Origin of the sequence: Pseudomonas sp. LLC-1 (assembly GCF_002992185.1) — a bacterium.
GTDB lineage: Bacteria > Pseudomonadota > Gammaproteobacteria > Pseudomonadales > Pseudomonadaceae > Aquipseudomonas > Aquipseudomonas monteilii.
The window spans coordinates 101493-125116 of sequence record NZ_LUVY01000014.1; the positions used below are offsets into that span (position 1 = coordinate 101493).

The following is a 23624-nucleotide window of genomic DNA, read 5'->3' on the forward strand; positions in this document are numbered from 1 at the left end:
GGATCCTTGGCTCATGGGCACCAGTAGATGTCCAGGGGGTCGTGAAGAAAAGCGCGAATCGGCATTTCAGTGAGGTCGTTGCCAGCCAGCGCGGCGCGCAGGGTAGCGAGTTTGCCCTGGCCTTGCACGGACAGCGCAGTAAAGGCGGCACTGGCCAGCAGCGAGCGGGTCATCGACAGACGCTGGTGCGGCACGCTCGGTGCCAGCAACGGCAGGCAGCGGCGCGGGCTGGACAGGTCCAGGCCTGCTTCCAGGTTGGGGCTGGCCGGGAACAGCGAGGCGGTATGGCCATCGTCGCCCATGCCCAGCACCAACACATCGATAAGTGGCAGCCCGGCCAAGGCCTGGTCGGCCTTGAGCGCGGCGGCATCGAGGTTCTCCGCCTGCTGGTACAGGCCAACAAAGCGGGCCTTGGCCGCTGCACCCTTCAGCAGGTGGCGGGCCAGCAGGCCAGCATTGCTGTCAGCGTGCTCCACGGGCACCCAGCGCTCATCGGCCAGGCTGACGGTGACCTTGGACCAGTCCAGGTTTTCGCTGGCCAGCTTCTCCAGGAACGGCACCGGGCTGCGGCCGCCGGACAGCACCAGGCAGGCCTGGCCCTTGGCAGCAATCGCCGCACGCAGGCGCTCGGCCACGTCGTGGGCTTGAGTGGCGGCCAGCGCCTTGGCATCTGCCAGCGCGTGTACCTTCACAGCCGCTGGCAATTTCAGTTCAGATATCCCCATACCACGCCCTCCCATCGCGTGTGATCAGTGCAATCGAGCTCATCGGCCCCCAGGAGCCCGCCGCGTAAGGCTTGGGCGCATCGCCCGCATTACGCCAGCCGGCGATCAACTGGTCGCACCATTTCCAGGCATATTCGATTTCGTCCTTGCGCACGAACAGGTTCTGGTTGCCACGCATCACTTCGAGCAGCAAGCGCTCGTAGGCATCCGGAATCCGCGCACTGCGCCAGGTGTCGGAAAAATTCAGCTGCAACGGGCCGCTGCGCAGTTGCATGCCCTTGTCCAGGCCCTGCTCCTTGGTCATTACCCGTAAAGAAATGCCTTCGTCCGGTTGCAGGCGGATGATCAGCTTGTTACCGATCTGCAAACGCTGTTCCGGGGCGAAGATGTAGTGCGGCGTTTCCTTGAAGTGGATAACGATCTGCGACAGTTTCTGCGGCATGCGCTTGCCGGTACGCAGGTAAAACGGCACGCCCGACCAACGCCAGTTGCGAATGTCGGCACGCAGTGCGACGAACGTTTCGGTGTCGCTCTGGGCATTGGCGTTGTCTTCTTCCAGGTAGCCGGGCACCGGTTTGCCTTCGCTGTAGCCGGCAATGTACTGGCCACGCACCACACGGGTGCTTAGCCCGTCGCCGGTGATCGGTGCCAGGGCCTTGAGCACTTTTACCTTTTCGTCGCGAATGGCATCGGCCGACAGTTCACTGGGCGGGTCCATGGCGATCAGGCACAGCAGCTGCAGCAGGTGGTTCTGGATCATGTCACGCAGTTGGCCAGCCTTGTCGAAATAGCCCCAGCGGCCTTCGATACCGACTTTTTCGGCAACGGTGATCTCCACGTGGGAGATGGAATTCTGGTTCCACTGGGTTTCGAACAGGCTGTTGGCGAAGCGCAGGGCAATGAGGTTTTGCACCGTCTCTTTGCCCAGGTAGTGATCGATACGGTAAACCCGGCTTTCGGGGAAGAACCGTGCTACGGCATCGTTGACCCGACGCGACGACTCCAGGTCGTGGCCAATAGGCTTTTCCAGCACCACACGGGTGCGCGGGGCCAACCCGGCCTTGTCGAGGTTTTCACAGATTGCCCCATACACCGCTGCCGCCGTGGCGAAGTAAGCGATCAGCGGCAGTTCGCCTGGCAATTGCTCGGCCAGGGCCTGGTAGCCCTCGGGCTGAAGAAAATCCAGATGTTGGTAATTTAGCCTGGCGAGAAAGCGCCCCAGCGCTGCTGGCTCGATATCCGCCTCGGGCACATGCCGGCGCAGGTGCGCCTCGATGCTGTTCAGGTGCTCCTGCGCGCTGCCGGCTTCGCGGGCCAACGCCAACAAGCGGGTGTCCGGGTGCAACAGGTTGGCCCGGTCAAGCTGGTAAAGCGCAGGAAACAGCTTGCGCAATGCCAGGTCGCCGAGGGCGCCAAACAGGGCAAAGGTGCAAGGTTCGACACTGATCGCAGCCATGATGTTGGTTCTTTCCTAAAGTTGGTCTAGGAATACCGCTTTCACATGCGGTTTTCAAGGGATAATGTAGTAAAAACCACAACATTACACACAAGTGTTACAGACAAGTGGTACGCCAACCGCGCCGACAGTACGATAGACGACCGTGCAAAAAGCCTGCTGCTTCCACAGCCGGCTGTCTTCCCGACCCAAGGACACACCCATGGACCGCGTGCGAAACCTCCTGGAGCAGATCCAGGGACGCCTCGACGAGCTGAACAAGGCCGAACGCAAAGTCGCCGAAGTCATCCTGCTCAACCCGCAACAAGCCACCCGTTTCAGCATTGCTGCGCTGGCCCAGGCGGCCAAGGTCAGCGAACCGACCGTCAACCGCTTTTGCCGCTCGTTCGGCGTCAGCGGCTACCCCGAACTGAAGCTGCAGCTGGCACAGAGCCTGGCCAGCGGCGCCGCCTACGTCAGCCGCGCAGTAGAGGCCGACGATGACCCGGCCGCCTACACCCAGAAGATCTTCGCCAGTGCCATCGCCTCGCTCGACAGCGCCTGCCAGCAACTGGACCCGCAACAGGTCAGCCGCGCCGTGGACATGATGATCCAGGCCCGGCAGATCCACTTCTTCGGCCTGGGCGCCTCGGCGCCGGTAGCCCTGGATGCGCAGCACAAGTTCTTCCGCTTCAACCTGGCCGTGTCGGCCCATGCTGACGTGCTGATGCAGCGCATGCTGGCCTCGGTGGCGCACACCGGCGACCTGTTCGTGATCATTTCCTACACCGGGCGCACCCGCGAACTGGTCGAAGTGGCCCGCCTGGCCCGTGAAAACGGCGCCTCGGTACTGGGCCTGACCGCCGCCGGCTCGCCACTGGCCAACGCCTGCAGCCTGAGCCTGCACATTCCGCTGCCGGAAGATACCGACATCTACATGCCGATGACTTCGCGGATCATCCAGCTGACGGTGCTCGATGTGCTGGCCACCGGCATGACCTTGCGCCGCGGCGTGGACTTCCAGCCACACCTGCGCAAGATCAAGGAAAGCCTGAACGCCAGCCGCTACCCGATCGAGGACGACGAACTCAACTGAGCCGGTGCGCCTGCAAGCGCAGGTGGGCACGCTGCCCCGGCGCCAGGCTCAGGCCCTCGCCACTGCCGCTGGCGGCCTCGACGCAGACAAAATGCTGAGTTTCGCGGCCGGTCACGCCCATCAACGGGCGGTTGCCCGGGTGCCAGACCACGGTGTCGTCGCTGTCACCCGTATCGATGCATAGCTCACGCTGCCAGGCCGGGTCCTGCAGTTGCACACGCGGTGTGCCGGGATAGACCTTCTGGCAGCCCCCCTTGAGCTTCAGCGCGCCATCTTCTCGGCAGGCCTGGCGGTTCAAGCGGTCGTAACCTTCGATGTCCTCAAGCCCGGACAGCGCTATCTCGGACACGTCACTGATGCGCCAGTAGGCCAGCAGCGCATGGCTCAACTGACAGGGTTCGCTGTCCTGATGCTCGGTGCTCAGGCTCAGTTCCATGCGGCTACCCAGCCGGGCATGCAGGTCTACCTGCCAGTCACACAGGTCCAGCCGCCACTTCAGGGTCACGCCCTCCTCGTCCTCGCGGCTGTCCACCAGCTTCCAGTCCAGCAACCGTGCCCAGCCATGGGCTGGCCACAAATCCTCACTGGGGTGGCGGCCATACCACGGCCAGCACACCGGCACGCCACCACGGATCGCCCCCACCTGCGGCCACTGCTCGGCGCACCACAGCCAGGGGCGCTCACCCGCTGGCTGAAAGTGCAGCAGTTGCGCGCCCTGGCGACTGAATACCGCCTGGCAACGGGGGTGATCGATGATCAGCACATCGCGCTGCTGGTAACGCTCCCACTCGAATGTCGGCCTGGGCCGCTGCGAGGAAAAGAAGCGATGGAGCGGATGTTCGGGCATGGTTCAGAGCTCTTGTTGTTTGAGATAGCGCTGTCTCGGCCTATCCCTGACACCCACTGCAGGCCAGTGGGTGCCGGGAACCGAAAAGGGATTGGCGTAAATTTACAACAATTGCCCTCAGAATGACGACTGAATCTTCAAACCTGCGACCAGCGCGTTGTCCACCTCGTCCACCCCGCCAGGGCTCTTGATGTACTGCAGGTTGGGCCGCACGGTCAGCCAGTTGGTGACGTGGAAGCCGTAATAGAGCTCGGCGTTGTACTCGGTGCGCTGCAGCGGCACGAAGCCTGGGTTGTCGTAATCGCTGATACCGCTCTGGGCATTGAGCAGTTCGGCACGCTTCTTCACGTCGTCATTCACATGAATACGCGCCACGCCGAAGCCGATGTCATCCTTGGGCCGGGCATCGAAGGCGCCTTTGTAGACCAGCCCCACCTGCTGGTAGTTGTCGACCACGTTGGTGGCCTTGTCGTGCACGGTGAAGTTGGCGAACAGGCTAAGGCCACGGTTGACGTCACCCGCCTGTGCAGTGACCTGCTGCTGCGCCACCACCCACCAGCCATGCTTGCTGGAGTGCGACTTGAAGGCCTCGCCGCTCAACGCCTGCGGGTTGCCGTTGACGTCGTCGAACACATCGTCGGCCTTGGCCGTGCTGTAGTAGTACCCCAGGCGGTACTCACCCGGCAGGCCGTTGACCTTGGGCGACCACACCGCCTCTACCGGCAGGATCGCACCCTTGGTACCGCTGCCGCTGAGCTTGAAGCCGTTGCCGGTTTCCAGGTTGGAGGGGTTCTGCTCGAAGGCGCCGACCTGCACGAAAAATTCCGGGGTGATGTTGTATTTCACCCGCAGCGCCCACTGGCTGACCGGCCAGTTGTACCAGATGCCGCCCACCCAGTTGCCCACCTGCGAGCCGCAGAAGGCCAGGTTCTGGAAGTCGCAGGGGAAGCTGTTGAAGTCCTCGCCCTCGCCGAAGCGCCCGAATTTCACATCCAGCGCGCCATCGAAGTACTTCTGCTTGATCCACATCTGGGTCAGGCGCCAGGTCTGGCCACGGCCCCACACCTCTTGCACCGAACTGAACTGCCCGGCGCGCGGGTCGCTGATGCGGTCGTTGGACAGGTTGCGGCCACTGCGCTCGGTGATCGCCAGCTTGAACTCGGCATCGTGCCAGCCAAGGATTTTTTGCAAGTCCAGGTGTGCACCAAGGGCAAACTGATCGCTGTAGCGCGCCGTCTTGTCGTCGTTGTAGCCGCCGTGCAGGTTGCCAGCCACCTCGCCGACGTAGTCGAGGGTGAAGTCGTAGCCCTTCTCCAGCAGCTCGGTGCGGGTGCCGCCCCAGTCGCCGGTCATCCATTTCGATTCGCTGGAAAAGGCCTCGGCAGCCTGCGCGCCGCTGCTGCCGACAACGGCGAGCAAAGCCAGCGAGCCCAATGTTCTGATGCGTTTGCGCTGTTCCATCCCTTTGCGTCCTCTTTTTTCTTATTGATGGTGTAGACGAGTCAACGGCCTTTGAAGTGAGCCACGTTGTCCTTCACCGCTGCGCCTGGGCTGGCCGGGTGCAGGCGCGCGCCCGTGCCGGCATCGAACATCAGCACCCGGGCCGGGTCGAATTGCAGGTTGAGGGTGTCCCCCACCCGGCACGCCACATCGGGCGCCAGGCGGCAGCACACCTTGGTCTGGTTGAGGGTGACGAATACGAGCAGGTCCGGCCCGGTGGGCTCGGTTACCTGCACCTCGGCACGAATGCCCGGCAGGCCGTTGCCCTCGACGGTGCCCAAGGCAATCTGCTCGGGGCGGATGCCGAGGATGATCTCGCGGCCCTCCAGTTCGTCACCGGCTACGCCCAAGGGCAGCTCACAGCGTGCCTGGCCGCTGTCGAGCACGGCCAACAAGCGCCCCTCCTGCTGCGTGAGGCGCACCGGGATGAAGTTCATCGGCGGCGAACCGATGAAGCTGGCGACAAACTGGTTGGCCGGGTCGTTGTAGATCTGCTGGGGGGTGCCGAACTGCTGGATGATGCCGTCCTTCATCACCGCCACCTTGTCGCCCAGGGTCATGGCCTCGATCTGGTCATGGGTGACGTACACGGTGGTGGTTTTCAGGCGCTGGTGCATCAGCTTCATTTCGGTGCGCATCTCGACGCGCAGCTTGGCATCGAGGTTGGACAGCGGTTCGTCGAACAGGTAGATCTTCGGCCGCCGCGCCAGCGCACGGCCCATGGCTACCCGTTGCTGCTGGCCACCGGACAGCTGCGCCGGCTTGCGCGCCAGCAGGTGCTCGATCTGCAGCAGCTTGGCCACCCGCGCCACCTCTTCGTCGATGGCGGCCTGGGGCAGCTTGCGGATCTTCAGGCCAAACTCGATGTTCTCGCGCACGCTCATGGTCGGGTACAGCGCGTAGGACTGGAACACCATGGCGATGTCGCGGTCTTTGGGGCTCATGCCGCTGACGTCCTGCTCGTCGATGAGAATCGCACCGGCAGTGATCTGCTCCAGGCCGGCAATGCAGTTCATCAAGGTTGACTTGCCGCAGCCCGAGGGGCCGACCAGGATCAGGAACTCGCCATCCCTGATCGACAGCTGGATGTCCTTGAGGGTGTCCGGCAGGCCACTGCCGTAGGTCTTGTTCACATTGCGAAGTTCGAGCGTTGCCATGGCTTACCCCTTGACCGCGCCGGCCGTCAGCCCGCGCACGAAATATTTGCCTGCCACCACATAGACCAGCAGGGTTGGCAGGCCGGCGATCATCGCCGCCGCCATGTCGACGTTGTATTCCTTGGCCCCGGTGCTGGTGTTGACCAGGTTGTTCAGGGCCACGGTGATCGGTTGCGAGTCGCCACTGGAGAACACCACGCCGAACAGGAAGTCATTCCAGATCTGGGTGAACTGCCAGATCAGGCAGACCATGATGATGGGCGTGGACATCGGCAGGATGATGCGGCGGAAAATGGTGAAGAAGCCGGCACCGTCCAGGCGTGCAGCCTTGACCAGCGCATCGGGGATGCTCACGTAGAAGTTGCGGAAGAACAGCGTGGTGAAGGCCAGGCCATAGACCACGTGCACCAGCACCAGGCCGCCAGTCGTGCTGGCCAGGCCGAGCTTGCCAAGGGTGAACGAGGCGGGCAGCAGCACGGTCTGGAACGGCAGGAAGCAGCCGAACAGCAGCAGGCCGAAGAACAGCTGCGAGCCGCGAAAGCGCCACATCGACAGCACATAGCCGTTCAACGCCCCAATGGTGGTGGAAATCAGCACTGCGGGCACAGTGATCATGATCGAGTTCCAGAAGTAACCGCTGACCGTGCCCCAGGCCTTGACCCAGCCAATGCCGGTCATCACCTGCGGCCAACTCAGCAGGTTGCCGGTGCTGATGTCTTCCGGGGTCTTGAAGCTGGTCAGCAGCATCACCACCAGCGGCACCAGGTAAAGCGCCACGGCCAGCAGCAGCACCGCATGGATGGCGATACGGCTCATGCTGAGCACGGGCTTTTCGACAGGGCTATGCATGGCGTTTGCTCCGCAGCTCCGAGTACAGGTAAGGCACGAGGATCGCCAGGATCGCCCCGAGCATGAGAATGGCACTGGCCGAGCCCATACCCATCTGGCCGCGGCTGAAGGTGAACGCGTACATGAACATCGCAGGCAGGTCGGATGAGTAACCCGGGCCGCCAGCGGTCATCGCCGCCACCAGGTCGAAGCTTTTGATGGCGATGTGCGAAAGGATCATCAGCGCACTGAAAAACACCGGGCGCAGGCTGGGCAGCACCACGGTCCAGTAGATGCGCGGCATGCTGGCGCCATCCATTTGCGCCGCGCGGATGATCGAAGGGTCGACACCGCGCAGGCCGGCCAGGAACATCGCCATGATGAAGCCCGAGGCCTGCCACACGGCCGCGATCACCAGGCAGTACACGACCCGGTCGGGGTCGATCAGCCAGTCCAGCCGAAAGCCCTCCCAGCCCCAGTCGCGCAGCAGCTTGTCCAGGCCCATGCCGGGGTTGAGCAGCCACTTCCAGGCGGTGCCGGTGACGATCATCGACAGCGCCATGGGGTAGAGGTAAATGGTGCGGATGAAGCCTTCGCGGCGGATGCGCTGGTCCAGCAGCACCGCCAGCAACACACCGATGGCCAGGCTGATGGCGATAAACAGGCCACCGAACAGCAGCAGGTTCTTGCTGGCCACCCACCAGCGGTCGTTGTCGAACAGCCGGGCGTATTGCGCCAGGCCGGCCCATTTGTAGGTGGGCAGGAAGGTCGAGGTGGTGAAAGACAGCACGAAGGTCCAGAGGATGTAGCCGTAGAAGCCCACCAGGACGATGAACATGCTGGGCGCCAGCACCAGTTTGGGCAGCCAGCGCTGAAGCGCGTCCAGGGGTGAGGCCCGCAGTTGGGCGGTTGTTGTGGTCATGATGTGGTACCCAGAGCCCGGGCAGTGTGGGGCACTGCCTTTTGTGTTGTCTGTACTGGCCCTATCGCCGGCAAGCCAGCTCCCACAGGTACCCCACAGTATTCAGATGCAGTGAATACCTTGTGGGAGCTGGCTTGCCGGCGATGAGGCCATCAGATCGTTACTGGGCGGCGTTGATCGCCGCCGCCAGCTTCTTCGCCGCATCGGCCGGGTCGGCCTTGGGGTCGTTGATGTAGTTGGTCACCACATCGAAGAACGCGCCCTGCACGGCCAGCGTGGTGGCCATGTTGTGCGCCATGCTTGGCTGCAGGCCGCCGGTTTTGGCATCCGCCAGGAAGTCCTTGGCAGACGCCTGCGCGCAGGCATCAAAGCCATACCTGCCCATGTCGGCCAGCATGTCGTTGCGCACCGGGATCGACCCTTTGTTGGTGCTGAAGACCTTCTGGAAGTCCTCGCCCAGCACCTTGCGGGCAATGTCCTGCTGGCCGGCAGCCGTGCCGGGGTTGTTCTGCTTGAACACCACCAGCGAGTCGATGTTGTAGAGGAAGGCCTTTTCGGTGCCGGGGAACGGCACGCACTGGTAATCCTTGCCGGCGGTTTTCTTCGCCAGGGTCCACTCACTCTTGGCCCAGTCACCCATGATCTGCATGCCGGCCTTGCCGTTGATGACCTTGGCCGCTTCCAGGTTCCAGTCCTGGCCTTTGCCGTCCGGGTCCATGTAGGTGGCGACCTTTTTCAGCTCGGTCAACGCCTTGACCATGTCCGGGCCGGTCAGCGCGGCGCTGTCGAGGTCGACCATGGCCTTCTTGTAGCCGTCGGTGCCCATTACCGACAGCACCACGCTTTCGAACACGGTGCTGTCCTGCCACGGCTGGCCGCCATGGGCGAGCGGGATGAAGCCGGCAGCCTTGAGTTTGTCGGCGGTGGCGTAGAATTCGTCGAGGGTGGTGGGCGCCTTGTCGATACCGGCTTTCTTGAAGACTTCCGGGTTGATCCACAGCCAGTTGGTACGGTGGATGTTTACCGGTACGGCGACGTAGTTACCGTCGTACTTCACGGTGTCGGCGACTTTCTTGTCGAGCAGTGTGTCCCACTGTTCGGCCTTGGCCACATCCTTGAGCACATCGCCATCGAGCAAGCCGGTGGCCGCCCAGTCCTGGATGTCAGGCCCTTTGATCTGCGCGACACCCGGTGGGTTGCCGGCTACAGCGCGGCTCTTGAGCACGGTCATGGCCGTGGCACCGCCACCACCCGCGACGGCGCCATCTTTCCACGTAAAGCCGTCTTTTTCGACCTGGGCCTTGAGCACATCGGCAGCGGCTTTTTCACCACCCGAAGTCCACCAATGCACGACCTCGACACTGCCTTTGGGTTCGGCAGCCTGGGCACTGAGCGGGAGTAGGGAAGCCAGGGAGATTGCGGCAGCGAGCCGGAGCGTGGAATTCATCGAAGCACCTTTCTTGTTGTTATGCCGTGCAAGTCGAGCGCTTGCGTTGCTTGAAGTCTAAACAGCCTGCCCACCTCGCCAGGTAACGAAGCGATGCGTGAATGTCATCGTTTGGTTACATTGCCGGCACACGCCACACACAGACTCACTCCAAGCCACGCGGCAGATACAAGGTCACCCGCAAACCACCCTCCCTCAGGTTCAGCAGGCTCACCTCCCCCCCATGGCTGTGGGCGATGTTGCGGGCAATCCCCAGCCCCAGCCCATAACCCTGCTGCTGCGCGGCCAGACGGAAATGCGGCTCGAACACCTGCTCCAGCTGCTGCTGCGGCACCCCCGGCCCCTGATCGTCCACCTGCAGCACAAACCCCTCGGCACTGTCGATGATGCGCAACCGTGCCCGCTCGCCGTACTTGATGGCGTTGTCGATCAGGTTGCCGATGCAGCGGCGCAGCGCCAGCGGCTTGCCGGGGTATGGCGCCAGCGCGCGGCCTTCAACCGTGATACGGCCATCGCGCAGGTAGGGCTCGGCCAGGATTTCCAGCACCTGGTTGAGGTCCACCGGCTCGATGTTTTCGTGGATGTCGGTGTCTTTCACGCACTGCAAGGCGCCTTTGACCAGCAGTTCCAGTTCATCCAGGTCCTGGCTGAACTTGGCCTGCAAGTGTTCGTCTTCCAGCAGTTCGACGCGCAGGCGCAGGCGCGTAATCGGGGTGCGCAGGTCATGTGAAATGGCGCTGAACAGCTGGCTGCGCTCCGTCAGGTAGCGGCTGATGCGCTCGCGCATGCTGTTGAACGCCCGGCCCACCTCAACCACCTCGCTGCCACCGCCTTCGGCCACCGGCGCCACATCGGCGCCCAGCGACATCTCCCGCGCGGCCCGCGCCAGGCGCTTGAGCGGCCAGCTTTGCCAGTGCACCAGCAAGCCGATGAACAGCAACAGCAAGGCCGTGGTGAGCACGATGAAACCGATCTGCTGGCGAGGCAGGCGTTCGGCCTCAAGGCTGGTGTAGGGTTCGGGCAACAGCGAGGCGATGTACAGCCACTCGCCCTCGCCCAGGCGGATCTGCGTTACCAGCACCGGCGGGTTGAGCGGTTCCAGGGTCAACGAGTAATGCGCCCAGGAACGTGGCAGCTCGTCGAGCTTCAGGCCGCTGTTGAAGATGCGCAGGTCATCGGGCCCGACGAATTCCACGGAAATGTCCATCTGCGAACCCAGGCGCTCATGCAGCACCTGCTGGAACACATCGATCACCGCCTGCTTGCGCGGGGTAACGGGCAGCACCGGCATATCCAGTGGTTTGGCATTGAGTGACACGAAAAAGCGCGTCCCCCCCATGCTGCGCAACTGGTCGAGCACCATGGGCCGGTAGGCCACCGGCAGCGAGCGGAAGTAACTGACACTGGCGCTCATCGAGTGGGCCAGGCTGCTGGCGCTGGCACGCAGGCCCTGCAACTGGCTGGCACGCAGCTGGGCCACCCAGATGATGCTCGACAGGCCCTGGGCCAGCAGCACCACCAACAGGGTCAGCAGCAGCATGCGCCCCAGCAGCGAACGCGGCAGCAAGCGCCAGTGCCGCTCAGGGCGCATTGCAGACATGCGTCGCCAGCAGGTAGCCACTGCCGCGCACCGTGCGGATCAGCCGGGGTGGTTTTTCGGTATCACGCAGGCGCTGACGCAAGCGGCTGACCGCCATGTCGACAATGCGGTCCAGCGGCATGGGCTCGCGGCCACGGGTGGCATTGCCGATGGTGTCGCGGTCGAGAATCTGCTGCGGGTGGTCGAGGAACAGCTTGAGCAGGGCAAAGTCGGCGCCCGACAGAATCACCTCTTCGCCGTCGCGATGGAACAGCCGGTGGCTGACCGTGTCCAGGCGCCAGTCATCGAAGGCCAGCACGGCATTGCCGGGTGCCGCCGTGCCGAATTCGGCGCGGCGCAGCAGGGCCTTGATTCGCGCTTGCAGTTCGCGAGGGCTGAAGGGTTTGCCCAGGTAGTCATCGGCACCCAGCTCCAGGCCAATGACCCGGTCGGTTTCATCGGAACTGGCCGTGAGCATGATGATCGGCACCCGCGCCTGACGCGGGTGCTGGCGTACCCAGCGGCACAGGCTGAAGCCGTCTTCGTCAGGGAGCATGACGTCGAGGATGACCAGGTCGAAGGGGGTGGTTTCCAACGCATGGCGAAAGCCCTTGCCGTCGGCTTCGGCATGCACCTGGAAGCCGGAACGGCTCAGGTAGGTTTGCAGCAGTTCACGGATTTCCTGGTCGTCGTCGACCATCAGGATCGATTTGCCGGCAGTGCTCAAGGTGGTCCTTCCTCTTGTTGGTTACAGGTCTTTTTGCCTGCTGTCGGGTGTTGCCTTCTTGGGCTGCTTTGCAGCTCATCGCGACACAAGGCCGCTCCCACACTGATCGGCGTACACAGGCCCCTGTGGGAGCGGCCTTGTGTCGCGATGGGGCGCGAAGCGGCCCCCGTACACCTATCTCTGATCCAACGCTTGCTGCAGGGCCACCCCAGCCCCAAGCAACCCGGAAAACTCCGCCGTCACCAGCCACACCGGCACCCCGGCAAAGTAGCCACTCATGCAACCCTTGTCTGCAAAACTCGCCGCAAACCCACTGCGCAAGAACAATTCGGCAAAGCGCGGGATCACGCCGCCAACAATATAAACCCCGCCCCGTGCGCCCAGCGTCAGCACATTGTTACCGGCCACACGCCCAAGGAACCGACAGAACTGTTCGACCACCGCCAGCGCCCGCGGCTCGCCGCCCAATGCGGCATCGGTGACCTGCGCCGGGGTTGTGTGCCTGGGTGTGTCGCCGTCCAGCGCGCAGATTGCCTGATACAGGCGCACCAAGCCGCCACCACTGAGCACAGTTTCAGCGCTGACATGGCCGATCTGGCCATGGATTTGCTGATGGATCGCCGCTTCACGGGCATTGCCCACCGGCAGGTCGACATGCCCGCCCTCCCCCGGCAAGGCCTGCCAGTGCTGTTCGCCAAGGCGCAACAGCGAACCCACACCCAGCCCCGTACCGGGCCCGATCACCAGCGCCGGCCGTGACGGGTCAGCCTGGCCTGGGCACACTTCGCGGAACTCGCCCTCGCGCAGGCGAGTCATGCCCAGCGCCATGGCCGTGAAATCGTTGATCAGCAACAGCCGCTCGACCTGCAAGGTCTTGCAGAAGGCCGCGCGGCTCAGGCGCCAGTGGTTGTTGGTGAAGCGAAATTCGTCGCCATCGACCGGCCCGGCCACTGCCAGGCATACCGCCGCCAGGCCGCCGCGGGCAATGCCCTGGCTTTGCAGATAGGCTTCGATGGCCTGCTCCGGGCTGGTGTAATCCGCCGTGGCGAAGACTTTGACTTCATGCAACTGGTTGTCACGCCACAACGCAAAACGGGCATTGGTGCCGCCGATGTCGCCAACCAGGAGGTCCTTCATTTGAGGTTCTCCAGGGCCGAGGTGAAGGCGCTTGCGCCCTGCTCTGCCGGGCTGAACGCCATGCGCATGAAGCCGAACAGCTCACGCCCGCAACCCAGGTCGTTGCCCTGAGGCGCTGGCGGCAGGTCGCGGCTGGCCAGTTCTTCGGCCGATACCATCACCCGCAACGTGCCTTCGACACCGTCGACCCGCACGATATCACCATCGCGCACCCGCGCCAGCGGGCCGCCATCATAGGCTTCGGGGCATACGTGGATCGCAGCCGGGATCTTGCCCGAGGCACCGGACATGCGCCCGTCGGTGACCAGCGCCACCTTGAAGCCACGGTCCTGCAACACCCCGAGGAACGGCGTGAGCTTGTGCAGTTCGGGCATGCCGTTGCAACGCGGGCCCTGGAAACGCACCACCGCGACAAAGTCACGTTCCAGCTCGCCGGCCTTGAACGCGTCGGCCAGCGACTGTTGATCGTGGAACACCCGCGCCGGGGCCTCGACCACCTGGTGCTCAGGTGCCACGGCAGACACCTTCATCACGCCACGGCCCAGGTTGCCCTCCATCACCCGCAGGCCGCCTTCGGCCGAGAACGGCCGCGCCACCGGGCGCAGGATGCTTTCGTCCAGGCTCTGCAGCGGCCCTTCGCGCCACACCAGCTTGCCGTTGTCGAGGAACGGTTCCTGGGTGTAGCGGCGCAGGCCATGGCCGGCCACTGTGTTGACGTCTTCGTGCAGCAGCCCGGCATCGAGCAGCTCGCGGATCAGGAAGGCCATGCCACCGGCAGCCTGGAAGTGGTTGATGTCGGCCTTGCCATTGGGGTAGACGTGGGACAGAGTCGGCACCACTTCGGAGAGGTCGGCCATGTCCTGCCAGGTCAGCTGGATACCTGCCGCCTGGGCAATCGCCGGGATGTGCAAGGTGTGGTTGGTCGAGCCGCCCGTGGCGTGCAGGGCGACGATGGAGTTGACCAGCGCCTTCTCGTCGACGATTTCACCCAGCGGCATGAAGCTGCCGCTGGCCTTGGTCATGCGCGTGACCTGCTGCGCGGCCTCGGCGGTAAGGGCGTCGCGCAGCGGCGTGTACGGGTTGACGAACGAAGCACCCGGCAGGTGCAGGCCCATCACTTCCATCACCAGCTGGTTGGTGTTGGCGGTGCCGTAGAAGGTGCAGGTGCCAGGGCTGTGGTACGAGTTCATCTCCGACTCCAGCAGCTCTTCACGGCTGGCCTTGCCTTCGGCATAGCGCTGACGCACGTCGGCTTTCTGCTTGTTGGAGATGCCGGACACCATCGGCCCGCCAGGGACGAAGATGGTCGGCAGGTGGCCGAAGCGCAGCGCCCCCATCATTAGCCCGGGGACGATCTTGTCGCAGATGCCCAGCATGAGCGCCGCGTCGAACATATTGTGCGACAGCGCTACCGCAGTGGACATGGCGATGACTTCGCGGCTGGCGATGGCCAGCTCCATGCCTGGCTCGCCCTGGGTCACGCCGTCGCACATGGCCGGCACGCCACCCGCAAACTGGCCGACCGAGCCGATTTCGCGCAGGGCCTGCTTGATTTGCTCGGGGAAGTGCAGGTACGGCTGATGGGCAGACAACATGTCGTTGTAGGCCGAGACGATGGCCACGTTGGCCGCGTTCATCAGGCGCAGGGTCTGTTTGTCCTCGCTGCCGCAACCGGCCACGCCATGGGCGAAGTTGGCGCACTGCAGGCTGGCACGCATGGGGCCTTCACTGGCCGCACCGCGAATCAGCTGCAGGTAGCGTTCGCGGGTGGCACGGCTGCGTTCGACCAGCCGTTGGGTGACCTCAAGGATGCGCGGATGCATGTACTGGACTCCAGGCTAATTGTAAGGGCGGTTTACCAGGCATTTCCCCTCCAAACGATTGCGGCCTAGGCTCAAGGTAAGGAGCCCGCTGCATCGGTGGAGGCACATCGCCCGACCACTCGTTGTATGTTTAAACAAAATACTGCCACTAAAAAGGCTTGTTTTCTATCAGCCAGTGAATAATCTTGTAATTCCAACAACAAAACCGTTTCAGTGAAGCTCCTTTTTGCCACAGGTTTCACTCGGACTGCCAGAGGTACTGCCATGACCCTACGCATCGCCATCAATGGATTCGGCCGCATCGGGCGCAACGTTCTGCGCGCACTGTATACCCAAGGCTACCGCCAGGACCTGCAGGTCGTCGCCATCAACGACCTGGGCGACAGCGCCATGAATGCCCACCTGCTCAAGTACGACAGCGTGCACGGCACCTTCGACGCCACGGTCGAGGCCGACCACGAAAGCCTGACGGTCAATGGTGACCGTATCGCGGTCAGTGCCATCCGCAACCCGGCCGAACTGCCCTGGAAGGCCGAGGCGATCGACGTGGTGTTCGAATGCACCGGGCTGTTCACCGACCGTGTCAAGGCCGCTGCACACCTGGCCGCAGGGGCTGGCAAGGTGATTGTTTCGGCGCCGGCCAAGGGTGCCGATGCCACCGTGGTGTACGGGGTCAACCATGACATCCTGCGTGCTTCGCACCAGGTCATTTCCAACGCCTCCTGCACCACCAACTGCCTGGCGCCGATTGCCCAGGTGCTGCACCGCGAGTTCGGCATCGAACAAGGCCTGATGACCACGATTCACGCCTACACCAACGACCAGGTGCTGACCGACGTGTACCACAGCGACCCGTACCGTGCGCGCTCGGCCACCCAGTCGATGATCCCGAGCAAGACCGGCGCTGCCGAGGCCGTGGGCCTGGTGCTGCCGGAGCTGGCCGGCAAGCTGACGGGCATGGCGGTGCGAGTGCCGGTGATCAACGTGTCGCTGGTGGACCTCACCGTCAACCTCAAGCGCGAGGCTACCGCCGAGCAGGTCAACCAGCTGTTCCTTGAAGCCAGCAAGCATTCCCGGGTATTGGGCTACAACGCCTTGCCGTTGGTTTCCTGCGACTTCAACCACAACCCGCTGTCGTCCATTTTCGATGCCAACCATACCCGTGCCAACGGGCGCATGCTCAAGGTGCTGGCGTGGTATGACAATGAGTGGGGGTTCAGCAACCGGATGCTGGATAACTGTCTGGCGTTGTGCCGGGCAGGCTGACGCGTACTTTGTGGGAGCGGCCTTGTGTCGCGAAAGGGCTGCATCGCAGCCCCCGGATTTCAGCGTTGATGCAACAATTACCGGGGCCGCTTTGCGGCCCTTTCGCGACACAAGGCCGCTCCCACAAAAGCGTAGCGACCGCCTGAGATACACAATCTTTACCTTTTCCTAACACTTCCACACTTGACCTCCGGCACAGATGATAAGCATTATCATTAACCTTTCGTCGACCAGGTCCCCCCGTGAGTCAGTCCCGGTTCAACTCCGTCTTCCTCGTCCAGCGCCTTACCCTGCTGCGCACCCTGCAACGCATGGTCGGTAACCCCAGCACGGCCGAAGACCTGCTGCAGGAAACCTACCTGCGGGTGTCCCGCGCCTTGGGCGAGCGGCCCATCGAGCATATCGAGCCGTTCGTGTTCCAGACCGCGCGCAACCTGGCACTGGACCATCTGCGCGCACGCCGGGTGCAGGCACGGATGCTGGTCGACGACGTGCCCGACGAGGTCCTGCACAGTGTGGCTGCCCCCGCCACCAGCAGCGAGGACGCCGCCCATGCCGAGCAACTGCTCAAGCAACTCAGCATCAGCCTCAACCAGCTGAGCGAGCGCCAGCAGCGCATCTTCATCCTCAGCCGGCTGCATGGCGCCACCTACCTGGAAATCGCCGAACAGCTGAATGTGTCGCCCAGCACGGTGCAGAAGGAGCTGAAACTGATCATGGCGATCTGCATGGGTGTCGCCGACCGCCTCAAGTGAGCCGACCGCTGCCCGGCGGTTACGCAAAGCCCTTGCCACACCCCGCCTTAGCCTTGATCATTCGCGAAAAACCATTCAAGGATTTCCCGTGACCGACAGCCCCGCCCCTCGCCCGTCACCCGCCGGGCCCAGCGCCCGTGCTCGTGCCATGGACGAGGCGCTGGACTGGCTGGTGCGCCTGCAATGTGCCGATGCTGCAGATACCCAGGCTTTCGAAGCCTGGCTGAGCGCGGCTCCCGAAAACGCCGAGGCCTATGTCGAGGCAGAAGCGCTGTGGAACGGTGCCCCACTGCACCACGCAGCCGCGCAGATGCACCAGCAGCAGCGCCGCTCATGGCGCGGGCGCCTGCGCAGCCACTGGAAACCCCTGGCCACTGCGGCTGTGCTGCTGGTCGGGCTGTTCACCGTCGGTAACCTGCCCATGCGCCTGCAGGCTGACCACCTGACCGTGGTGGGGGAGCGCCAGCGCCTGCAACTGGAAGACGGCGCAAAAGTGCTGCTCAACACCAATTCGGCCTTTGCCAGCGACCGCCGCGACGGCCGCCAGGTCGCCCGCCTGCTGCAAGGCGAGGCCTACTTCCAGGTACCCGAGGACGCGCTGCTGCCGTTGGAGGTAGAAGCCGGGCCGTTGCGTGCCCAGGTGCGCGACACCGACTTTGCCGTGCGCTACCTGGACGGCGAGGCTCAAGTGCGGGTGCAACGCGGCGATGTCGACCTGCAGGGCGCGCGCGATCAGCGCATCCGCCTGAGTGCCGGTGACAGCATCAGCGTCGGCCCGCAGGGCTTTGGCCAACGCCAGCGCCCCGATATGCACAAGGACCTGGCGTGGATCGATGGCCGCCTGGTGTTCGAGAACTGCCCCTTGAGCCAGGTGCTGGCCGAAGTGCGGCGCTACTACCCCGGCTGGATCATCAACCGCAATGCGCAGCTGGAAGACGTGGCCGTCACTGGCAACTACCGCCTCGACCAGCCGCTGGAAACCCTGCGCGCGCTGGCCCACATCACCTCGGCACAGCTGCATGAGTACCCGGCGTTGGTCATTCTGAACTGACCCGAAAATTATTTTTACGCAATCGCGCTACCCCGCCCGTCTCGTTATAGCCAATGCAACTGATTCTTGTTTGAAAACGAGAACAGCCATCACCTATAACAGCCCGCGCGTCTGGGAGCGCTTCCGATGTCCACTGGTCCTACCCGCTCGTCCACCCTTCCCCGCCTGTCCTTGTTGACCTTGGCCCTGCTTGCCAGCGGCGCCTGCAGCCTGCCTGCAATGGCCGCAGAACCGGCCCAGGCCAGCAGCCCGCGCATGGGTGACTACCGCTTCAGTATCAGCCAGCAGCCGCTGGTGTCGGCCATCAATGCCTTCAGCCAGGTCACCGGTTGGCAAGTCGGCTTCAGCGCCGAACTGGCCGACGGCGTGGCTTCGCCGGGTGTACAAGGCTCGCTGGCACCCGAAGCGGCGCTCAAGCGCCTGCTGCACGGTACCGGGCTGGGTTTCCGCAAGATCAGCAACGGCAACGTGGTGCTCGAACGCCAGGCCAGCGGCAATGTGATCGCCCTGCAGCAGGTGACCGTCAGCGCCACCCGTAGCGCCCAGGACGTCAGCCAGGTGCCGAGCACCGTCAGCGTGCAGACCCGCGAGCAACTGGACCGCCAGAACGTCAACAACATCCAGGACCTGGTGCGCTACGAGCCGGGCGTATCGGTGGCCGGTACCGGCCAGCGTAGCGGCCTGAACGGCTACAACATCCGCGGTATCGACGGCGAGCGCATCCTCACCCAGGTCGACGGCGTGTCGATCCCGGACAGCTTCTTCTACGGCCCCTACGCCCAGACCCAGCGTAACTACGTCGACCCGGAAATCGTCAAGCGCGTGGAAATCCTGCGTGGCCCGGCCTCGGTGCTGTACGGCAGCAACGCCATCGGCGGCGCGGTAAGCTACTTCACCCTCGACCCCGACGACATCATCAAGCCCGGCAAAGATGTAGGCGCACGCCTCAAAACCGGCTACAGCTCGGCCGACGAAAGCTGGCTGACCTCTGCCACCGTCGCCGGCCGCGAGGGCGACTTCGACGGCCTGTTGCACCTGAGCCAGCGCAATGGCCATGAAACCGAGACCCACGGCAGCCACAGCGGTGACGGCCTGTCGCGCACCGAAGCCAACCCGATGGACGTACGCACCACCAACGTGCTGGCCAAACTGGGCTGGAACTACGCCGACGACGCACGCCTGGGCGTGACCTACGAGCGTTACAAGGATGATCGCGACCAGAACATCCTCAGCGCAGTGGGTGGGCCGTTCATTCCCGGTTTTGGCGGCATGGGCTACTACAAGGCGCGTAATGGCAACGACACCATCACCCGCGAGCGCTTTGGCATCAATCACGAATTCGGCCTGGACTCGCTGGTCGCCGACCATGTGAAATGGAGCCTGAACTACCAGATCGCCAAGACCGACCAGCACACCGAGGAAGTCTACGCACCGCCTGGCCGCCAGGTTCTGCGTACCCGCGACACCACCTACAAGGACCGCCAGTGGGTGTTCGACGCTCAGCTGGACAAGGCCTTCAGCATCGGCGCCACCGACCACTTGCTGACCTACGGCACCACACTCAAGCATGAGAAAGTCACCGGATCGCGCAGCGGCACCGGTACCTGCCTGACCATTGGCTCCGGTTGCACCGCCATCGGCGCCGACCGCCCGGCAGACGGCCAGGCACTGGTCAGCGACTTCCCGGACCCGACCGTGAACACCTACAGCCTGTTCGTGCAGGACGAGATCCGCTGGAACAACTGGACTTTCATGCCCGGCGCCCGCTACGACTACACGCGCATGGAGCCCAAGTTCACCGACGAATTCCTGCGTGGCCTGGCGTCGACCGGTACAGCGCCTACGTCCCAGGACGACTCGGACAAGAAGTGGCACCGCGTCTCGCCCAAATTCGGCCTGACCTACGCCTTCAACGACAACTACACCTGGTACGGCCAGTATGCCGAAGGCTTCCGCACCCCGACCGCCAAGGCCATGTACGGTCGCTTTGAAAACATCGAGCAAGGCTACCGTGTAGAGGGCAACCCGAACCTCGAACCGGAGAAGAGCAAAAGCTACGAAACCGGCCTGCGTGGCAACTTCGACGCCGGTAACTTCGACGTGGCGGTGTTCTACAACAAGTACCGCGACTTCATCGATGAAGACGCCGTGCAAAGCGCCAACCTGGAACAAACCTTCCAGGCCAACAACATCAAGCACGCCACCATCAAGGGTGCCGAGGTCAAGGGCCGCCTGAACCTCGACCACTTCGGTGCGCCGCAAGGCCTGTATACCCAGGGCTCGATTGCCTACACCTACGGCCGCAACGATGACACCGGTCAGCCGCTGAACAGCGTCAATCCGCTGAAAGGCGTGTTCGGCCTGGGTTACGAGCAGCAGAACTATGGCGGCCTGCTGAGCTGGACGCTGGTCAAGCGTAAGACCCGTGTCGACGATAGCACCTTCTACTCGCCGGACGGCTCGACCTCGAAGTTCCGTACCCCGGGCTACGGTGTGCTGGACCTGACCGGTTATTACAAAGTCACCGACGACGTGACCATCAACGCCGGCCTGTACAACCTCACCGACAAGAAGTACTGGCAGTGGGACTCGGTGCGCAGCTACGACGGCCAGGGTGAAGCGGCTGTTACCCAGCCCGCCAACATCGACCGCCTGACCATGCCGGGGCGCAACTTTGGTATCAATGTGGTTTGGGATATCTGATTCCACTCGCCTGAACCGGCCTCTTCGCGGGTGAACCCGCGAAGAGGCCGGTTCAGGCAACACAAATACTGGCTTTTTTTACTGTCCCGCCCCCGCTGCTTCGTCTTGTATCTAGACGCCCCTTTTTCCAAGGACTGCCCCCATGACCGAACGCCCAGCCCTGCGCTCCCAGCGCCTGAACCAGATCACCCACGCCCCGCACGCCGAGCTGGATGCCCTGGTCAAATCCCACGCGCCCTTCGACAGCCGCGAAAGCTTTGCCCGCTTCGTCGTTGCCCAGTACCTGTTCCAGTCTGAATTGCAGGCCCTGTACAACGACCCGCAACTGATCGCCATCGTCCCCGACCTGGCCGAGCGCTGCCGCGCCGATCAGGCCCGCCTGGACCTCGCCGACCTCGACACCGAAGTACCGGCAGCCGTGCCGGGTGCCCTGGGTAAACCGAGCCTGGGTGAGGCAATGGGCTGGATCTTCGTCTCCGAAGGCTCCAAACTGGGCGCTGCGTTTCTGATCAAGCGTGCCGTGGCCCTGGAACTGTCCGACAGCTTCGGTGCCCGCCACCTGGGCGAACCGGCCGGTGGCCGTGCCGAAGGCTGGAAGCAGTTCACCCGCATCCTCGATGGCCTGGAATTGTCGGCCGAAGAGGAAGCCGCTGCCGAACGTGGCGCCGTTGCCGCCTTCGAACGCTTCACCGAGCTGCTCAAGCACGCCTATGCTGCAGATGCCGCGCTGGTTTGATACGCCGTAGCCGGCCACCCTTCCGGTGGCCGCACCGTTTTATGCAGTGAGACCATGACCCGACCCGCCCGCTCCAAACTCGCCCGCCTGCTGTATGGAATACTGGCTTACGTGAGCCTGGGCGTGGGCCTGGTCGCCATCGTGATTCCCGGCTTGCCGACCACCGAGTTCATCCTGCTGGCCGCCTGGGCTGCCACGCGCAGCTCACCGCGCCTTTCAGCCTGGCTGGAAAACCACCGGTTGTTCGGGCCAATCCTTTACAACTGGCGCAATGGCAAGGTGATCCAGCGCCGGGCCAAGGTAAGCGCAACCCTCAGCATGCTGCTGTGTGCTGGCCTGATGCTGACCTTTCTCGAACACCGCTGGCCGGTGTTCCTGGCCATCGCCGGCATGACCCTGGGCAACCTGTGGATCTGGTCGCGCCCGGAGCATGCCTGCCCTGCCCCGTCACAAGCTCAGCAGCCCTGAATACAAGGCGTAGGCCGCCAGTGCAGCACCCACAAGCACGGCAGCAAAAATCAGCTTTTCCCAGGTGGTGAACAAGGTTTGCCCCTGCTCATGCTTGGCCCTGGCGAACAGGATCACACCGGGTGCGTACAACAGCGCAGAAAGTAGCAGGTACTTCAGCCCCCCCGCGTACAGCAGCCAAACGGCATACAGCAGGGCAACCAGCGCCACGAGCAGGTCCTTGCGGCGCAGGCCCGGTTGCCCGGCGTAGGTTTCCCCACGCACCGCCAGCAGCACGGCATAAGCCGCCGACCACAGGTAGGGCACCAGGATCATCGAAGAAGCCAGGTAGATCAGGCTGGTGTAGGTACCGGCCGAGAACAGCGTGATCAACAGGAAGCCCTGGATCATGCAGTTGGTCAGCCACAGGGCGTTGGCCGGCACATGGTTGGCGTTTTCCTTGGCCAGGAAGCGCGGCATGGTCTTGTCCCGCGCCGTGGCGTACAGAATCTCGGCGCACAGCAGCGCCCAGGACAGCAAGGCACCAAGCAAAGAGACCGCCAGCCCAAGGCTGATCAGCAACGCACCCCAAGGGCCGACAATGTGCTCCAGCACCGAGGCCAGTGAGGGGTTCTGCAGCCCGGCCAGTTCCGGCTGGGTCATCACCCCCAGCGACAACACGTTGACCAGCACCAGCAACGCCAGCACACCGAGAAAACCGATGACCGTAGCCTTACCCACGTCCGAACGGCGCTCGGCTCGCCCGGAATACACGCTGGCCCCCTCGATACCGATGAACACGAACACGGTCACCAGCATCATGTTGCGCACCTGCTCCAGCACGCTGCCGAACTGCGGGTTGCTCATGCCCCAGATATCCCGGGTGAAGATATCGGCGCGGAAGGCAAACGCGGCAATCACCACGAACATCAGCAATGGCACCACCTTGGCCACGGTGGTCACCTGGTTGATGAACGCTGCCTCCTTGATGCCGCGCAGCACCAGGAAATGCACCGCCCACAGCAGCAGCGAAGCACAGCCGATGGCGATTGGCGTGTTGCCTTCGCCAAACACCGGGAAGTAAAAGCCCAGGGTGCTGAACAGCAGTACGAAGTAACCGACGTTACCCAGCCAGGCGCTGATCCAGTAACCCCAGGCCGAGGAGAAACCCATGTATTCACCGAAGCCCGCCTTGGCGTAGGCGTACACCCCCGAATCGAGCTCCGGCTTGCGGTTGGCCAAGGTCTGGAACACGAAGGCCAGCGCCAGCATGCCGACAGCCGTGATGCCCCAGCCGATCAAAACCGCCCCTACATCGGCACGCGCCGCCATGTTCTGCGGCAGCGAAAAGATGCCGCCACCAATCATCGAGCCGACCACCAGCGCGATCAGCGCGCCAAGGCGCAGCTTCTGTCCCGGATCGCTCATGAGCCTCCCTTTTTT

20 protein-coding genes are annotated in these 23624 nt (G+C 63.5%); 7 read left to right on the plus strand and 13 right to left on the minus strand.

Going from position 1 to position 23624, the window contains the following annotated elements:
* Positions 1-11: 11 nt before the first annotated feature.
* Together pgl and zwf are read right to left on the minus strand one after the other, a co-directional pair.
* A complete protein-coding gene (pgl, locus tag A0O30_RS13825) occupies positions 12-725 on the minus strand; it encodes a 6-phosphogluconolactonase (protein ID WP_105946890.1) in 714 nt (237 codons plus the stop codon).
* Entirely contained in the window at positions 712-2181 is a 1470-nt protein-coding gene (gene zwf, locus A0O30_RS13830) for a glucose-6-phosphate dehydrogenase (RefSeq protein ID WP_105946891.1), read from the minus strand. Before zwf ends, pgl begins: the two co-directional genes overlap by 14 nt.
* A gap of 211 nt (positions 2182-2392) precedes the next feature.
* On the opposite strand from zwf, the gene hexR reads away from it, so the two are divergent.
* Positions 2393-3256: a DNA-binding transcriptional regulator HexR gene (gene hexR, locus A0O30_RS13835; RefSeq protein ID WP_169774905.1), complete on the plus strand. Its 864-nt coding sequence runs from the start codon at positions 2393-2395 to the stop codon at positions 3254-3256.
* Here the strand turns inward: hexR and A0O30_RS13840 are convergent.
* The 10 genes from A0O30_RS13840 to edd all read right to left on the minus strand — a co-directional run bounded on the left by A0O30_RS13840 (position 3249) and on the right by edd (position 15223).
* Complete coding sequence (locus tag A0O30_RS13840; RefSeq protein ID WP_104834050.1) at positions 3249-4103, minus strand: D-hexose-6-phosphate mutarotase; 855 nt, start codon at positions 4101-4103, stop codon at positions 3249-3251. The two genes, hexR and A0O30_RS13840, sit on opposite strands and share 8 nt — an antisense overlap.
* A gap of 117 nt (positions 4104-4220) precedes the next feature.
* Complete coding sequence (locus A0O30_RS13845; protein WP_019098215.1) at positions 4221-5564, minus strand: carbohydrate porin; 1344 nt, start codon at positions 5562-5564, stop codon at positions 4221-4223.
* A 41-nt stretch (positions 5565-5605) separates the two neighbouring features.
* Positions 5606-6760, minus strand: coding sequence for an ABC transporter ATP-binding protein (locus A0O30_RS13850; protein ID WP_105946892.1), 1155 nt, complete (start codon positions 6758-6760; stop codon positions 5606-5608).
* 3 nt (positions 6761-6763) lie between these two features.
* Positions 6764-7609 (minus strand): carbohydrate ABC transporter permease, encoded by an 846-nt coding sequence (locus tag A0O30_RS13855; RefSeq protein WP_105946893.1) that lies wholly within the window; start codon positions 7607-7609, stop codon positions 6764-6766.
* The gene (locus A0O30_RS13860; protein ID WP_019098213.1) at positions 7602-8510 is read right to left on the minus strand and encodes a carbohydrate ABC transporter permease; all 909 of its coding nucleotides are present in this window, start codon (positions 8508-8510) and stop codon (positions 7602-7604) included. Before A0O30_RS13860 ends, A0O30_RS13855 begins: the two co-directional genes overlap by 8 nt.
* Before the next feature lie 160 nt (positions 8511-8670).
* Positions 8671-9957, minus strand: a complete 1287-nt coding sequence (locus A0O30_RS13865; RefSeq protein ID WP_105946894.1) for an ABC transporter substrate-binding protein — start codon at positions 9955-9957, stop codon at positions 8671-8673.
* Between the two features lie 145 nt (positions 9958-10102).
* On the minus strand, positions 10103-11557 hold the full coding sequence (locus A0O30_RS13870) for an ATP-binding protein (protein ID WP_105946895.1): 1455 nt from the start codon (positions 11555-11557) through the stop codon (positions 10103-10105).
* The gene (gene gltR, locus A0O30_RS13875; protein ID WP_105946896.1) at positions 11538-12263 is read right to left on the minus strand and encodes a two-component system response regulator GltR; all 726 of its coding nucleotides are present in this window, start codon (positions 12261-12263) and stop codon (positions 11538-11540) included. Before gltR ends, A0O30_RS13870 begins: the two co-directional genes overlap by 20 nt.
* A 174-nt stretch (positions 12264-12437) precedes the next feature.
* Entirely contained in the window at positions 12438-13400 is a 963-nt protein-coding gene (locus A0O30_RS13880; RefSeq protein ID WP_105946897.1) for a glucokinase, read from the minus strand.
* Positions 13397-15223, minus strand: coding sequence for a phosphogluconate dehydratase (gene edd, locus A0O30_RS13885; protein WP_105946898.1), 1827 nt, complete (start codon positions 15221-15223; stop codon positions 13397-13399). Before edd ends, A0O30_RS13880 begins: the two co-directional genes overlap by 4 nt.
* 264 nt (positions 15224-15487) lie before the next feature.
* On the opposite strand from edd, the gene gap reads away from it, so the two are divergent.
* The 6 genes from gap (at position 15488) to A0O30_RS13915 (ending at position 22202) form a co-directional block, all read left to right on the plus strand.
* Positions 15488-16489 carry a type I glyceraldehyde-3-phosphate dehydrogenase gene (gene gap, locus A0O30_RS13890; RefSeq protein WP_105946899.1) on the plus strand — a complete coding sequence of 334 codons (1002 nt, stop codon included), beginning with the start codon at positions 15488-15490 and terminating at the stop codon, positions 16487-16489.
* 242 nt (positions 16490-16731) lie between these two features.
* Positions 16732-17244 (plus strand): RNA polymerase sigma factor, encoded by a 513-nt coding sequence (locus A0O30_RS13895; RefSeq protein ID WP_105946900.1) that lies wholly within the window; start codon positions 16732-16734, stop codon positions 17242-17244.
* Positions 17245-17332: 88 nt separating this feature from the next.
* Positions 17333-18295 (plus strand): FecR domain-containing protein, encoded by a 963-nt coding sequence (locus tag A0O30_RS13900; protein ID WP_105946901.1) that lies wholly within the window; start codon positions 17333-17335, stop codon positions 18293-18295.
* Between the two features lie 126 nt (positions 18296-18421).
* Positions 18422-20998: a TonB-dependent receptor gene (locus A0O30_RS13905; protein ID WP_105946902.1), complete on the plus strand. Its 2577-nt coding sequence runs from the start codon at positions 18422-18424 to the stop codon at positions 20996-20998.
* Between the two features lie 142 nt (positions 20999-21140).
* Positions 21141-21734, plus strand: coding sequence for a biliverdin-producing heme oxygenase (locus tag A0O30_RS13910; protein ID WP_105946903.1), 594 nt, complete (start codon positions 21141-21143; stop codon positions 21732-21734).
* Between the two features lie 54 nt (positions 21735-21788).
* Positions 21789-22202 (plus strand): YbaN family protein, encoded by a 414-nt coding sequence (locus A0O30_RS13915; protein ID WP_105946904.1) that lies wholly within the window; start codon positions 21789-21791, stop codon positions 22200-22202.
* Here A0O30_RS13915 and arcD read toward each other — a convergent pair.
* Entirely contained in the window at positions 22182-23609 is a 1428-nt protein-coding gene (arcD, locus tag A0O30_RS13920; RefSeq protein ID WP_105946905.1) for an arginine-ornithine antiporter, read from the minus strand. The two genes, A0O30_RS13915 and arcD, sit on opposite strands and share 21 nt — an antisense overlap.
* Positions 23610-23624 lie beyond the last annotated feature (15 nt).

Excerpts from the sequence above, each read along its gene's own strand:
- A0O30_RS13870 (WP_105946895.1), bottom strand. The coding sequence starts at position 11,557 with ATGTCTGCAATGCGCCCTGAGCGGCACTGGCGCTTGCTGCCGCGTTCG.
- arcD (WP_105946905.1), bottom strand. The coding sequence starts at position 23,609 with ATGAGCGATCCGGGACAGAAGCTGCGCCTTGGCGCGCTGATCGCGCTG.
- A0O30_RS13865 (WP_105946894.1), bottom strand. The coding sequence starts at position 9,957 with ATGAATTCCACGCTCCGGCTCGCTGCCGCAATCTCCCTGGCTTCCCTA.
- A0O30_RS13880 (WP_105946897.1), bottom strand. The coding sequence starts at position 13,400 with ATGAAGGACCTCCTGGTTGGCGACATCGGCGGCACCAATGCCCGTTTT.
- zwf (WP_105946891.1), bottom strand. The coding sequence starts at position 2,181 with ATGGCTGCGATCAGTGTCGAACCTTGCACCTTTGCCCTGTTTGGCGCC.
- A0O30_RS13845 (WP_019098215.1), bottom strand. The coding sequence starts at position 5,564 with ATGGAACAGCGCAAACGCATCAGAACATTGGGCTCGCTGGCTTTGCTC.
- A0O30_RS13855 (WP_105946893.1), bottom strand. The coding sequence starts at position 7,609 with ATGCATAGCCCTGTCGAAAAGCCCGTGCTCAGCATGAGCCGTATCGCC.
- A0O30_RS13915 (WP_105946904.1), top strand. The coding sequence starts at position 21,789 with ATGACCCGACCCGCCCGCTCCAAACTCGCCCGCCTGCTGTATGGAATA.
- A0O30_RS13840 (WP_104834050.1), bottom strand. The coding sequence starts at position 4,103 with ATGCCCGAACATCCGCTCCATCGCTTCTTTTCCTCGCAGCGGCCCAGG.
- edd (WP_105946898.1), bottom strand. The coding sequence starts at position 15,223 with ATGCATCCGCGCATCCTTGAGGTCACCCAACGGCTGGTCGAACGCAGC.
- A0O30_RS13910 (WP_105946903.1), top strand. The coding sequence starts at position 21,141 with ATGACCGAACGCCCAGCCCTGCGCTCCCAGCGCCTGAACCAGATCACC.
- A0O30_RS13905 (WP_105946902.1), top strand. The coding sequence starts at position 18,422 with ATGTCCACTGGTCCTACCCGCTCGTCCACCCTTCCCCGCCTGTCCTTG.
- A0O30_RS13860 (WP_019098213.1), bottom strand. The coding sequence starts at position 8,510 with ATGACCACAACAACCGCCCAACTGCGGGCCTCACCCCTGGACGCGCTT.
- pgl (WP_105946890.1), bottom strand. The coding sequence starts at position 725 with ATGGGGATATCTGAACTGAAATTGCCAGCGGCTGTGAAGGTACACGCG.
- A0O30_RS13850 (WP_105946892.1), bottom strand. The coding sequence starts at position 6,760 with ATGGCAACGCTCGAACTTCGCAATGTGAACAAGACCTACGGCAGTGGC.
- gap (WP_105946899.1), top strand. The coding sequence starts at position 15,488 with ATGACCCTACGCATCGCCATCAATGGATTCGGCCGCATCGGGCGCAAC.